Annotated in this window: 12 protein-coding genes and 1 riboswitch; of the genes, 8 read left to right on the plus strand and 4 right to left on the minus strand. The window is 66.7% G+C overall.

The genetic code is table 11. The features are described 5' to 3' along the window. The first annotated feature begins 3 nt into the window (after positions 1-3). The 5 genes from ACW9UL_RS00090 (at position 4) to glmS (ending at position 5,245) form a co-directional block, all read left to right on the plus strand. Positions 4-429: a F0F1 ATP synthase subunit epsilon gene (locus tag ACW9UL_RS00090; protein ID WP_031302723.1), complete on the plus strand. Its 426-nt coding sequence runs from the start codon at positions 4-6 to the stop codon at positions 427-429. A gap of 152 nt (positions 430-581) precedes the next feature. Further along, positions 582-1,943, plus strand: coding sequence for a bifunctional UDP-N-acetylglucosamine diphosphorylase/glucosamine-1-phosphate N-acetyltransferase GlmU (gene glmU, locus ACW9UL_RS00095; RefSeq protein ID WP_021442422.1), 1,362 nt, complete (start codon positions 582-584; stop codon positions 1,941-1,943). A 14-nt stretch (positions 1,944-1,957) separates the two neighbouring features. Continuing rightward, complete coding sequence (locus ACW9UL_RS00100) at positions 1,958-2,467, plus strand: M23 family metallopeptidase (protein ID WP_457788439.1); 510 nt, start codon at positions 1,958-1,960, stop codon at positions 2,465-2,467. A gap of 146 nt (positions 2,468-2,613) precedes the next feature. Next, on the plus strand, positions 2,614-3,384 hold the full coding sequence (locus ACW9UL_RS00105; protein ID WP_457788440.1) for a DeoR/GlpR family DNA-binding transcription regulator: 771 nt from the start codon (positions 2,614-2,616) through the stop codon (positions 3,382-3,384). A 10-nt stretch (positions 3,385-3,394) separates the two neighbouring features. After that, positions 3,395-5,245 (plus strand): glutamine--fructose-6-phosphate transaminase (isomerizing), encoded by a 1,851-nt coding sequence (gene glmS / locus ACW9UL_RS00110; protein WP_457788441.1) that lies wholly within the window; start codon positions 3,395-3,397, stop codon positions 5,243-5,245. A gap of 51 nt (positions 5,246-5,296) precedes the next feature. On the opposite strand, the gene map is transcribed toward glmS, so the two are convergent. Beyond that, positions 5,297-6,076: a type I methionyl aminopeptidase gene (map, locus tag ACW9UL_RS00115; RefSeq protein WP_457788442.1), complete on the minus strand. Its 780-nt coding sequence runs from the start codon at positions 6,074-6,076 to the stop codon at positions 5,297-5,299. Then, positions 6,073-6,285: a ParD-like family protein gene (locus ACW9UL_RS00120; protein ID WP_021442417.1), complete on the minus strand. Its 213-nt coding sequence runs from the start codon at positions 6,283-6,285 to the stop codon at positions 6,073-6,075. The genes map and ACW9UL_RS00120 overlap by 4 nt, the downstream gene beginning before the upstream one ends. Before the next feature lie 163 nt (positions 6,286-6,448). Between ACW9UL_RS00120 and ACW9UL_RS00125 the strand changes: the two genes are divergently transcribed. Beyond that, the gene (locus ACW9UL_RS00125; protein ID WP_457788443.1) at positions 6,449-6,679 is read left to right on the plus strand and encodes a hypothetical protein; all 231 of its coding nucleotides are present in this window, start codon (positions 6,449-6,451) and stop codon (positions 6,677-6,679) included. A 221-nt stretch (positions 6,680-6,900) separates the two neighbouring features. On the opposite strand, the gene cobM is transcribed toward ACW9UL_RS00125, so the two are convergent. Together cobM and ACW9UL_RS00135 are read right to left on the minus strand one after the other, a co-directional pair. Continuing rightward, positions 6,901-7,656, minus strand: coding sequence for a precorrin-4 C(11)-methyltransferase (cobM, locus tag ACW9UL_RS00130; protein ID WP_457788444.1), 756 nt, complete (start codon positions 7,654-7,656; stop codon positions 6,901-6,903). Further along, complete coding sequence (locus ACW9UL_RS00135) at positions 7,653-8,045, minus strand: cobalamin biosynthesis protein (protein ID WP_457788445.1); 393 nt, start codon at positions 8,043-8,045, stop codon at positions 7,653-7,655. The genes cobM and ACW9UL_RS00135 overlap by 4 nt, the downstream gene beginning before the upstream one ends. 134 nt (positions 8,046-8,179) lie before the next feature. Next, a riboswitch (cobalamin riboswitch) is annotated at positions 8,180-8,375 on the plus strand. 99 nt (positions 8,376-8,474) lie between these two features. Between ACW9UL_RS00135 and cobW the strand changes: the two genes are divergently transcribed. Both cobW and cobN read left to right on the plus strand, forming a co-directional pair. Next, positions 8,475-9,524, plus strand: a complete 1,050-nt coding sequence (gene cobW / locus ACW9UL_RS00140) for a cobalamin biosynthesis protein CobW (protein ID WP_457788446.1) — start codon at positions 8,475-8,477, stop codon at positions 9,522-9,524. 73 nt (positions 9,525-9,597) lie between these two features. After that, positions 9,598-13,344 (plus strand): cobaltochelatase subunit CobN, encoded by a 3,747-nt coding sequence (cobN, locus tag ACW9UL_RS00145; RefSeq protein WP_457788447.1) that lies wholly within the window; start codon positions 9,598-9,600, stop codon positions 13,342-13,344. Positions 13,345-13,385: the final 41 nt, after the last annotated feature.

Genomic DNA, 13,385 nt, shown 5'->3' on the forward strand with positions numbered 1-13,385 from the left:
CGTATGGCTATGACAGTCCATTGCGATATCGTCAGCGCGGAAGCGGAGATCTTCTCCGGCCTGGTCGAGATGGTGATTGCGCACGGCAACCTGGGTGATCTGGGTATCGCTCCGGGCCACGCGCCGCTGATCACCGACCTCAAGCCGGGTCCGATCCGCCTGATCAAGCAGGGCGGCGAAGCCGAGGTGTACTACATCTCCGGTGGCTTCCTCGAAGTGCAGCCGAACATGGTCAAGGTTCTCGCCGACACCGTGCAGCGTGCTGCCGATATCGACGAAGCCGCCGCCCAGGAGGCCCTCAAGGCTGCCGAGAAGGCCCTGCACCAGCAGGGCGCGGAATTCGACTACGGTTCCGCCGCTTCTCACCTGGCGGAGGTCGCGGCCCAGCTGCGTACCGTCCAGCAGCTGCGCAAGAAGTTCGGCGGCTAACGTCGGCGGCTTCAACCGCGTTGGGAGAAAGGGTAGCCTTGGCTACCCTTTTTCTTTGTCCGCCGTTTTTACCTTTGTCAGTCAGTAGCCCGGATGCAATCCGGGACGATCACCCCCGGACCTGATCCGGGCTACAGATAGGATCTGCTTCCATGTCGCTCGATATCGTTATCCTCGCCGCCGGTCAGGGCACGCGCATGCGTTCCGCCCTGCCCAAGGTCCTGCACCCGGTCGCCGGCCAGTCCATGCTCGGCCATGTGATCGCCACCGCCCGTCAGCTGCAGCCGCAAGGCATCCACGTGGTGATCGGCCATGGCGCCGAGCGGGTACGCGAGCGTCTGGCTGCCGACGACCTCAACTTCGTCCTGCAGGCCGAGCAGCTCGGCACCGGCCATGCCGTGGCCCAGGCGCTGCCGGCCTTGAGTGCCGAGCGCGTGCTGATCCTCTACGGCGACGTGCCGCTGATCGAAGCCGAGACCCTGCAGCGCCTGCTGGCCAAGGTAGCCGACGAGCAACTGGCCCTGCTCACCGTCGACCTGGTCGACCCCACCGGCTATGGCCGTATCGTCCGCGACGCCGCTGGCGTGGTGCAGGCCATAGTCGAGCACAAGGACGCCACCCCCGAGCAGCGGCAGATCTGCGAGGGCAATACCGGCATCCTCGCCGTGCCCGGCAAGCGCCTGGGCGACTGGCTCGGCCGCCTGTCCAACAGCAACGCCCAGGGCGAGTACTACCTCACCGACGTGATCGCCATGGCCGTGGCCGACGGCCTGCTGGTGGCCACCGAGCAGCCTCAGGACGCCATGGAAGTGCAGGGCGCCAACGACCGCATCCAGCTCGCCGAGCTGGAGCGCCACTACCAGCAGCGCGCCGCGCGGCGCTTGATGGCCCAGGGCGTGACCCTGCGCGACCCGGCGCGTTTCGACCTGCGTGGCGAGGTGACGGTGGGCCGCGACGTGCTGATCGACGTCAACGTGATTCTCGAAGGCCAGGTGCTGATCGAGGATGACGTACAGATCGGCCCGAACTGCGTGATCAAGGACTCGACCCTGCGCAAGGGCGCCATCGTCAAGGCCAACAGCCACCTGGAAGGCGCCGAGCTGGGCGAGGGCGCCGACTGCGGTCCGTTCGCCCGCCTGCGCCCTGGCGCCAGACTGGGGGCCAAGGCCCATGTCGGCAACTTCGTCGAGCTGAAGAACGCGGTGCTCGGCGAGGGCGCCAAGGCCGGCCACCTGAGCTACCTGGGCGACGCCGAGATCGGCGCGCGGACCAATATCGGCGCCGGCACCATCACCTGCAACTACGACGGCGCCAACAAGTTCCGCACGGTGATGGGCGAGGACGTGTTTATCGGCTCCAACAGCGCGCTGGTAGCGCCGGTTACCCTCGGCGACCGCGCCACCACCGGTGCCGGCTCGACCATCACCGCCGACGTGCCGGCCGACACCCTGGCCGTCGGCCGAGCCAAGCAGCGCAATATCGAAGGCTGGAAGCGGCCGACCAAGAAGACCTGACGGAGCCGGCAAGGATGCCACCAGGCAAACGCTGGATAGTGCCCGGGCTGCTGCTGCTCTGGGCCTTGCTGCCGGAATGGCCGCGGGTTCCGGTGGACGGCGCCAGCGCCCGGGACTGGAATCCGCAGACCTTCTGGTTCGAGCCCTGGGGACGCTCCGGCGTGCACAAGGGCATCGACATCTTCGCCAGGCTCGGCACGCCGGTGCGCTCCAGCAGCTACGGCCTGGTGCTGTTTCGCGGCGAGATCGAGCAGGGCGGCAAGGTGGTCGTCGCCCTGGGGCCGAAGTGGCGCATTCATTACTACGCCCACCTGCACAGCGTCGAGGTCTATCCGGGCCAGCCGCTGCTGACCGGCAGCGTGCTGGGCTCGGTCGGCGACAGTGGCAACGCCCGTGGCAAACCGGCGCATCTGCACTACTCGATCGTCAGCCTGCTGCCGCTGCCCTGGCGCGTGGACGACTCGACCCAGGGCTGGAAGAAGATGCTCTACCTCGACCCCAACGCGATCCTGCCGACTCGTTGAGCGAGCGGGCCGGGCAGGGCGCCGCCTCGTCCGGCACCCCCGGCGGACCAGTCCGCGACCTGCGCGCCCTACGTCGATTCGCGCTTGACTGGAAAGCTTCGTTAGGTTTTGATTCGCGCCATTATCTTTCGAATCGAAACTTAAGCATGTCGAAGCGCAATACGCCGCAACGTCGCCACACCATTCTCGCCTTGCTCGCCGAGCAGGGCGAGGTGAGCGTGGACGCCCTGGCGCAGCACTTCGCCACCAGCGAAGTGACCATCCGCAAGGACCTCGCTGCGCTGGAGAAGAACGGCCTGCTGCTGCGCCGCTACGGCGGCGCGGTGCCGGTGCCGCAGGAGCTGATCGGCGAGCCGACGCAACCGCTTTCCCCGCACAAGCAGGCCATCGCCCGTGCTGGCGTGACGCGCATCCGCGAGCACGCGCGGATCATCATCGACAGCGGCACCACCACCGCGGCGATGATTCCCCTGCTCGGCCACCGGCCCGGCCTGGTGGTGATGACCAACTCGCTGAACGTGGCCAACGCCCTGCGCGAACTAGAGCACGAGCCGGTGCTGCTGATGACCGGCGGCACCTGGGACCCGCACTCGGAGTCTTTCCAGGGCCAGGTGGCCGAGCAGGTGCTGCGTTCCTACGATTTCGACCAGTTGTTTATCGGCGCCGACGGCATCGACCTGGAGCGCGGCACCACCACCTTCAACGAGCTGCTCGGCCTGTCGCGGGTGATGGCCGAGGTGGCCCGCGAGGTCATCGTCATGGTCGAGAGCGACAAGATCGGCCGGCGTATCCCCAATCTCGAGCTGCCCTGGGGCAGCGTGCATACCCTGATCACCGATTCGCGCCTGGATGCCCAGGCGGCCGAACAAATACGCGCGCGCGGCATCCAGCTGATTCTCGCGCCGCTGGAAACTTGAGGAGACAAGCATGTGTGGAATCGTCGGCGCCATCGCGGAGCGCAATATCACCCCTGTTCTGGTGGAAGGCCTCAAGCGCCTGGAATACCGCGGCTATGACAGCGCCGGGGTGGCGCTGCTGACCGAGCAGGGCGCACTGGATCGCCGCCGCCGCGTGGGCAAGGTCAGCGAACTGCAGGCCGCCCTGCAGGCCGAGCCGCTGGCCGGGCGTCTGGGCATCGCCCACACCCGCTGGGCCACCCACGGCGCGCCGAGCGAGCGCAATGCCCACCCGCACTTTTCGGGTCATGAGTTGGCCGTGGTGCACAACGGCATCATCGAGAACCACGAAGAGCTGCGCGAGCGCCTCACGGGCCTGGGCTACCTGTTCAGCTCCGATACCGACACCGAAACCATCGTCCACCTGCTCGAGCACAAGCTGCAGCAACTCGGCGACCTCACCGCCGCGCTCAAGGCCGCGATTCCCGAACTGCACGGTGCCTACGGCCTGGCGGTGATCAGTGCCAAGCAGCCCGACCGTCTGCTCGCCGCCCGCAGCGGCAGCCCGCTGGTGATCGGTCTGGGCCACGGCGAGAACTTCCTCGCCTCCGATCAACTGGCGCTGCGTCAGGTCACCGACCGCTTTATCTACCTGGAAGAGGGCGACATCGCCGAGATTCGCCGCGACAGCGTGCAGCTGTGGGACGCCGCCGGTCAGCCGGTGCAGCGCGAGGCGGTGCAGTACCACGAAGGCGCCGAGGCCGCCGACAAGGGCGAATACCGCCACTTCATGCTCAAGGAAATCCACGAGCAGCCCAAGGTGGTGCAACGCACCCTGGAAGGCCGTCTGGGCAGCGACCACGTGCTGGTGCAGGCCTTCGGCCCGCAGGCCGCCGAGCTGTTCGCCAAGGTGAAGAACGTGCAGATCGTCGCCTGTGGCACCAGCTACCACGCCGGCATGGTCGCCCGTTACTGGCTGGAAGAGCTGGCCGGCATCCCCTGTCAGGTCGAAGTGGCCAGCGAGTTCCGCTACCGCAAGGTGGTGGTGCAGCCGGACACCCTGTTCGTCAGCGTGTCGCAGTCCGGCGAGACCGCCGACACCCTTGCCGCGCTGCGCAACGCCAAGGAGAAGGCGCCGGGCCAGGGCGGCTACCTGGCCAGCCTGGTGATCTGCAACGTCGGCACCAGCTCGCTGGTGCGCGAGTCCGACCTGTGCCTGCTGACCCAGGCCGGCCCGGAAATCGGCGTGGCCTCGACCAAGGCCTTCACCACCCAGCTGGTTGGCCTGATGCTGCTGACCCTGGCCCTCGGTCAGGTGCACGGCAACCTGGACAAGGCGCTGACCGCCGAGCTGGTGGAAGAGCTGCGTCGCCTGCCGACCCGCCTGGGCGAGGCGCTGGCGATGGACAAGACAGTCGAGAAGATCTCCGAGCTGTTCGCCGAGAAGCACCACAGCCTGTTCCTCGGCCGCGGCGCGCAGTACCCGGTGGCCATGGAAGGGGCGCTCAAGCTCAAGGAAATCTCCTATATCCACGCCGAGGCCTACCCGGCCGGCGAGCTCAAGCACGGGCCGCTGGCGCTGGTCGACGCCGACATGCCGGTGGTCACGGTGGCGCCGAACAACGAGCTGCTGGAAAAGCTCAAGTCCAACCTGCAGGAAGTGCGCGCCCGCGGCGGCGAGCTGATCGTCTTCGCCGACCAGCAGGCCGGCATGCGCAACGGCGAGGGCACCCACGTGGTGGCCATGCCGCATATCCACGACCTGCTCGCGCCTATCCTCTACACCGTGCCGCTGCAGCTGCTGTCCTACTACGTCGCCGTGCTCAAGGGCACCGACGTCGACCAGCCGCGCAACCTGGCCAAGAGCGTCACGGTCGAATAAGGCCGCTGGCGAAGAAAAGCCCGTCCATCTGGACGGGCTTTTGCGTTTCTATCACGCCGAAATCTTGCTCAGGTGCAGCTCTTCGGGGCGCAGCGTAAGCACGCGTACGCCGTCTCGGGTGACCGCCACGGTGTGTTCGAATTGCGCCGAGAGCTGGCCTTCGCAGGTCACCACCGTCCAGCCGTCGCGCAGGGTGCGTACATCCGCCTTGCCCTGGTTGAGCATGGGTTCGATGGTGAAGGTCATGCCTTCGCGCAGCGTCAGGCCGGTGCCGGCTTTGCCCCAGTGCAGCACTTCGGGTGGCTCGTGCATTTCCCGGCCAATGCCGTGGCCGCAGTAGTCGCGAACCACCGAATAACCGTGGGCGCGAGCGTGCCGTTCGATGGCGTGGCCGATATCCCCGAGCCGGGCGCCCGGCCTCACGGCTTCGATGCCCTTGCACATCGCTTCATAGGTAATCCGGGTGAGCTGACGAGCCTGGTCCGACACCTCACCAATCAGGTAGGTCTTGCTCGAATCGGCGATGTAGCCGTTCTTTTCCAGGGTGATGTCGAAATTCACCAGATCGCCGCTGCGCAGAATCTCGTCAGCGCTGGGTACGCCATGGCACACCACCTCGTTGCGCGACGTGTTCATGGCGTAGGCGAAACCGTACTGCCCCTTGCTTGCCGGGCGCGCCTTGAGTTCACCGACGATGTAGTTATCCACAAGGTCGTTGACCTGCAGGGTGGACATGCCGAGCAGATCCAGGCGGTCCAGATAGGCGAACACCGAGGCCAGCAACCTGCCGGATTCCGCCATCAGTGCGATCTGCTGCGGCGTCTTGCTCATGAGGCGTCCGCCATGCGCGGCGGGACCACTACGCCGGCTGCGCGCAGCTCGGCGGCCATCACCTCGTTGAAACTCAGCGTCGGGTTCATCTCGCAGAGCATGCCGATGCGAATCCAGAACCCTGCCTGGGCATTGATGGAACGGCCCGACACGCTGCTCGCCCGGCGGATCTGGTCGTGCAGCTCATCATCGATATTGACGATACCCATGCTGGTTTCCTTTATATGTTTCGTATATGAAGCATATATAAGCATGGATAGGTTTAGTCCACCAGCGCCAGTAGCAGGGCAAAGGAGGCTCACTCATCCCTTACACTAGTGCCAGGCATGCAGGCAGGCTGGGCCCCTGACTCAGGCAGGAACAGGAGAGCGGATGAAGCGCGCAGATGTGAAACGCAGAACGGCCGAGGGCGTTCTGTTCGATACCCAGATCATGGTCAACCCGGCCAATACCACGGAGTGGATCGTGTTGTTCAAGAAAGACGCGGGCCGCAGCTTCTTTCTGGTGGATGAAGACGAGCAGGTGCAGACCTTTGCCAGCCTGGATGCACTAATGCCGGAGCTGCGGGCTCTGGGTATCAAGCGGGTCGAGGTGCAGCTGTGAGCCGTTGCCCACAGTTGCCGGGGATCAACTTGTGGATATCCTCGTGATACCTGGCTAAAGCCCTGATAGATTGGGTCTTTCAGCGACTTGTACAGAAACTGCACGCCTGCATGCCCACTATCCACAGAGCACCTGGATAACAGGCTTTCTATCCTGTTGATAAGGCTCTGGAATCCAGAGATAGCAAGGCTTCCAGCGCTTTGTTCGGTTTTTCGCCAAGCTCAATCGGTGCCGGGACGGTAGAGATGACGATGCGCCGCGTCGTACAGCGCCGATTCGGCGAAGGCGCCCGGATCTAGCACGCGGCCGACCAGGATCAGCGCAGTGCGGCGAAAGTCCTTGGCGGCGACCTTGGCCTCGATATCGGCCAAGGTGCCCTGTACCCAGTCCTGATCGGGCCAGCTCGCCCTGTGGATAACCGCGATGGGGCAGTCGGCGCCATAGTGCGGCAGCAGCTCGCCGACTATGGCCGGCAGCTGACGCACGCCGAGGTGGATGGCCAGGGTCGCGCGGTGCCTGGCCAGGTCATGCAACTGCTCGCCCTTGGGCATCGGCGAGGTGGTGCCGTAGCGGGTAAGGATCAGGGTCTGCGACACGCCGGGCAGGGTCAGCTCGCTTTCCAGCAGGGCCGCGCAAGCGGCGGTGGCGGTGACGCCGGGGACTATCTCGAAGGGGATGCCGAGGGCGCGCAGCTCGCGAATCTGCTCGCCGATGGCACCGTACAGCGAAGGGTCGCCGGAATGCACGCGGGCCACGTCCTGGCCGCGCTTATGGGCCTGATGCAGCAGGTTGACGATTTCTGCGAGATTCAGCTCGGCGGTATTCACCACCCGTTCGGCGCTATGGCCCTGCAGCACCGCTTCGGGCACCAGCGAGCCGGCGTAGAGGATCACCGGGCACGAACGGATCAGGCGCTGGCCCTTGACGGTGATCAGCTCGGGGTCGCCGGGGCCGGCGCCGATAAAGTAGACGGTCATGCTGCGGGCTCTCTCTCGAAAGTGGCCAGCGCACAGGTGGCGTTGGCCGTGCGGTTTTTCTCGCCGAGCAGACGAGGCGTGGCGCCCAGGCGGGCGGCCAGGGCCAGGGCACAGGGCTCGGCCACCGCGGGGCTGCCGGTGACGGACTGGACCAGGGCGCTGCCGCCGGTGGCCGACTGCTGAGGCGCGAGTTCTTCGCTGCTGAAGAACTGCAGCCTCAGCTTCAGCTGCTCGGCCAGTTCCTGCAGTGCCGTTTCCTCGCGCTTGTGGGCGATGCTGGCCAATCCGGCCAGGTTATCCACAGTCAGCTCATGCTGGCTCAGGCTGTGGATAAGCAGGGCTTTCAGCTCGTCCAGGCTGCAGCCACGGCGGCAGCCCAGTCCGGCCACGACCTGCGGCGGCGATGCTGAGCGGCATGTGGAAGAGGCGGGCAGCATAAGCGGTATTCGGGCTGAGTGGCGGCGTAGCTCAACATGGCGCCCCCCACCGGTCAACCGCGATTGACCGAGCGCCGCGGCCTGCGTAGCCTTCTCGCGTTCGAGGTTCTTCCCGGCAGTGCCGCCGGGAAGCTAAGAGGGAACAGGGTCGATGCCCTGGCTGCCCCCGCAACTGTAAACGGTTATGCCCTTCGTTAGACCACTGCCAACCGGCGGGAAGGTGAAGGGATGCGCGCCGCGCAACCCGTGAGCCAGGAGACCTGCCTCGTTTCGTCAGCCAACTGTTCGGACGGGGTGATCCGACGCGGCCAGCACGCTCGCGCCTGCCTGCCTGTCTGCCCGTCCCCGTCCGCCGAATTTATCGTCGCCACGGGGCCATCCATGAAAACCCTCGCCAAACTGCCCGTCACCATCGTCACCGGTTTTCTCGGTGCCGGCAAAACCACCTTGTTGCGCCATCTGCTGGCTCACGCCGAGGGGCGCCGTATCGCGGTGATCGTCAACGAGTTCGGCGAGCTGGGCATCGACGGCGAGATCCTCAAGCAGTGCGCCATCGGCTGCAGCGAGGAAGAGGCCATGGGCCGCGTCTTCGAGCTGGCCAATGGCTGCCTGTGCTGCACCGTACAGGAGGAGTTCTTCCCGGTGATGCGCGAGTTGGTGGCGCGGCGTGACGATCTGGACCATATCCTGATCGAGACCAGCGGCCTGGCCCTGCCCAAGCCGCTGGTGCAGGCCTTCAACTGGCCGGAAATCCGCAACGCCTGCACCGTCGATGCGGTGATCACCGTAGTCGACAGCCCGGCTGTGCTGGCCGGCACCTTCGCCGCCTTCCCCGAGCAGGTGGACGCGCAGCGCCAGCTCGACCCCAACCTCGACCACGAATCGCCGCTGCACGAGCTGTTCGCCGATCAGCTGGCCAGCGCCGACCTGGTGATCCTCAACAAGGCCGACCTGCTCGACGCCGAGGCGCTGGCCGCGGTGCGCGCGGAGGTGGCCGAGGAATTGCCGCCAGCGATCAAGGTGATCGAGGCGCACGGCGGCGAGCTGCCGCTGGACGTGCTGCTGGGCCTGAACAGCGAAACCGAGCTGCATATCGACAGCCGCCGCACCCATCACGACGATGAAGACGACGACCACGATCACGAAGAATTCGCTTCGTTCCACGTGGAACTACCCGAAGCCGAGGAGGCGCGCCTGCTGCCCGCGCTGAAGGACGCGGTGGGCAAACACGGCATCCTGCGGGTCAAGGGCTTCGCCGCCATCCCTGGCAAACCGATGCGTCTGTTGGTCCAGGGTGTCGGCCAGCGCTTCGACCGCCACTTCGACCGCGCCTGGCAGGCCGACGAGCCGCGCCTGAGCCGCCTGGTGCTGATCGGCCAGCAGCTCGACCGCGCGGCCATCGAAGCCGAGCTGCAAGCGGCGCTGGTTTGATGGTGATCGCCGGCAAGCCGGCTCCTACACATCCCGCAGGAGCCGGCTTGCCGGCGATTTATCGGGACCTCTGATGCACCTTCTACGCACCCAGCCCGGCGCCCAGCTACCGGCCGACAGCATCGCCGACCTCGGCCAGACCCCGGCCGAGCTGGTGATCCTGTGCACCGGCGATTCGCACCTGTCCTTGCTGGCCGAGGCCGCGCGGCAGCTGCCGGACGATTACCCCAGCCTGCGCCTGGCCAGCCCGGCGCAGCTGAGCAACCACGCCTCGGTGGACTACTACGTCGAGCAGGTGCTGCAGCACGCCAAGGTCATCCTGATCTCGGTGCATGGTGGCGTCAGCTACTGGCGCTACGGCGTCGAACGCCTGGTGGAGCTGGGCGCGCGCGGCGCCAGGGTGATCATGGTGCCGGGCGACGACAAGCCCGACCCTGAGCTGAGTGCGCTCGGCAATGTCGCCGAGGAGGACAGCCAGCGCCTCTGGCAGTACCTGCGCCAGGGCGGGCTGGACAACGCCCGCCAGCTGTTTCGCTGCATCGGCAGCCGCTGGCTGGGGCGCGCCGACAGCTGGCGGGAGCCACAGCCGCTACCGCGTGTCGGCCTCTATCACCCGCAGCACAGTCCGGCCAAGCTGGCCGCCTGGCGTGCGCAGTGGCAACCCGGCGCGCCCGTGGTGGCGCTGCTGTTCTACCGCAACCATGTGCAGTCGGCGAACACCGCCTTCGTCGATACCTTCTGCCAGCATTTGCAGGCCCAGGGCCTCAACCCGCTGCCGATTGCGCTGGCCAGCCTCAAGGAGGCCGTCTGCCTGGAGCAGGTACAGGCCTGGCTGGATGAGACGGATACCGCGCTGATCATCAACACCACCGGCTTCGCATTATCCAACCCCGAGGCGCCGCAGGCGCGGGTGTTCCGTCGCGATATCCCGGTGCTGCAGGCCATCTGCGCGCTGGACAACCAGGCGCAGTGGCAGGCCAGCGCCCAGGGCCTGGGGTCGCGCGACCTGGCCATGCACGTGGTGCTGCCGGAGCTGGATGGCCGGCTGATTGGCACCGCCATCAGCTTCAAGGGCCTGGCCTGGCGCAGCGAGCGCAGCCAGAGCGATGTGCTGTGCTACCAGGCGCATGAATCGGGCATGGCCTTCGTCGCCGAGCTGGCACGTAACTGGTGCAAGTTGGCGCTTAAAAGCAACAATCAGAAGCGAATCGCGCTGATCCTGGCCAATTACCCGACCCGTGACGGCCGCATCGGCAACGGCGTCGGCCTGGATACCCCGGCCGCCGCGCTGAATGTCCTCCGCGCGCTGCAACAGCAGGGCTACCCGGTGGATAAGCTGCCGGACAGCGGCACCGCACTTGTCCACAGCCTGCTCGGTGGCGTCACCAACGATCTGTATGGCCTGGACTCGCGCCCCTGTGCGCAGAGTCTGGCACTGGATGACTATCTGCGGTTCTTCCACAGCCTGCCGGCGGCCAACCAGCAGGCGGTGCGCGAACGTTGGGGCGAGCCGCAGCAGGATCCGATGTTCCGCAGCGGGCGGATGATGGTGGCCGGCCTGCGCTTCGGTCTCACCTTCGTCGGCATCCAGCCGGCGCGCGGCTACCAGCTCGACCCGGCGGCGGTATACCACGACCCCGATCTGGTGCCGCCGCACGGCTATATCGCCTTCTACGCCTGGCTGCGCACGGCCTTCGCCGCCGATGCGCTGATCCACGTTGGCAAGCACGGCAACCTGGAATGGCTGCCGGGCAAGAGCGTCGGCCTGTCCGAGGGTTGCTGGCCGCAGGCGCTGCTCGGCCCCTTGCCGAATATCTATCCCTTTATCGTCAACGACCCGGGCGAAGGCGCGCAGGCCAAGCGTCGTACCCAGGCGGTGATCATCGATCACCTGATGCCGCCGCTGACCCGTGCCGAGAGCTACGGCCCGCTGCGCGACCTGGAGCGCCTGGCCGACGAATATTTCGAGGCCAGCCAGCTCGACCAGCGCCGCGCCGTGGAGCTGCGCGGCGAGATCCTGGCCAAGGTGCGCGAGGCCAGCCTCGACCGCGAGCTGGGCCTGCAACTCAACGACGATGCCGACAGCTGGCTGCCGCAGCTCGACGCCTACCTGTGCGACCTCAAGGAATCGCAGATCCGCGACGGCCTGCACGTGTTCGGCGAGTCGCCGGCCGGCCAGCTGCGTCGCGATACCCTGCTGGCGCTGCTGCGCATTCCCCGTGGCGATGGCCAGGGCGCCAATGCCAGCCTGCTGCGCGCGCTGGCCCGTGGCCTGGAACTGGGCCTCGATCCACTTGACTGCGATATGGGCCAGCCCTGGGACGGGCTGCGTCCACAGGCGTTGCAGGCTGTGGATAACAGCCTGTGGCGCACGGTCGGCGACACCCGCGAACGCCTGGAGTTGCTGGCGCTGAGGCTGATCGAACAGCGCCTGGCGGGGGACCGAAGCGAAGCCTTTGGCGCCGAGGTGGCGCTGATTCTCGACGGCCTGGCCGAGCATATCGCGCCGTTGCTCGATGCATGCGGCGACGCCGAGATGGGCGGCCTGCTGGCAGCGCTGGAGGGGCGTTTCGTCCCTGCAGGGCCGAGTGGTGCACCGAGCCGTGGGCGCCTGGATGTGCTGCCCACCGGGCGCAACTTCTTCACCCTCGACGTGCGCCATCTGCCCACGCCGACCGCCTGGCGCCTCGGCGTGCAGGCGGCTGATCGTCTGCTCGAACGTCATCTACAGGACGAGGGCGACCACCTGCGCCAGCTCGGCCTGTCGGTGTGGGGCACGGCGACCATGCGCACCGGCGGCGACGATATCGCCCAGGCGCTGGCGCTGATGGGCGTGCGCCCGGTATGGCAGCCGGGCAGCCAGCGCGTCGAGCGCTTCGAAGTCTTGGCCCTGGAGCAGCTCGGCCGCCCGCGAGTGGACGTGACCCTGCGCGTATCGGGCTTCTTCCGCGATGCCTTCAGCAACCTGATCCGCCTGTTCGACGAGGCCGTGCAGGCGGTGATCGAGTTGGACGAACCGGAAGACATGAACCCGCTGTCGGCGCGGGTCTGGCGTGAGTCGCTGGCGCTCGAGGACAGCGGCCTGGATGCAGCCGAAGCACGGCGCCAGGCCGGCTGGCGGGTGTTCGGCGCCAAGCCGGGGGCCTATGGTGCCGGGGTGCAGAACGCCATCGAGGAGCGCCTGTGGCAGAGCCGCGCGGATCTCGCCGAGGTGTATCTGAACTGGGGCGGCTACGCCTACGGCAGCGGCGCCAAGGGCACGCCGGCGCGGGCGCAGTTCGCCGAACGCCTGGAGCAGCTGCAGGCGGTGCTGCACAACCAGGATAACCGCGAGCACGACATCCTCGATTCCAACGACTACTACCAGTTTCAGGGCGGCATGCTGGCGGCGGTGGAAACCCTGCGCGGCCTCAAGGTGGCCAGTTACCTGGGCGACAACAGCCAGCCGGATACGCCGCGCATCCGCACCTTGAAGGAAGAACTGGGCCGCGTGGTGCGTGCTCGCGCCGCCAACCCCAAGTGGATCGCGGGCATGAAGCGCCACGGCTACAAGGGCGCCTTCGAGCTGGCCGCGACCGTCGACTACCTGTTCGCCTTCGACGCCACCAGCGAGCTGGTCGATGACCACCAGTACGCGCTGCTCACCGATGCCTACCTGCTCGACAAAGACACCCGCGACTTTATCCAGCAGCACAACCCCGGCGCCCTCAACGACATGCTCGAACGCCTGCTGGAAGCCCAGCAGCGCGGACTGTGGCAGACCCCCGGTGAGTACCGCGAGGCGCTGGAAAACCTGCTGCTCGATAGCGAGGAGTTATGACGCGAGGCATTCCCTTAGGGTGGGTTAGCCGGCTGTCGCGG

It is taken from the genome of Pseudomonas sp. PL-6, from assembly GCF_054110165.1.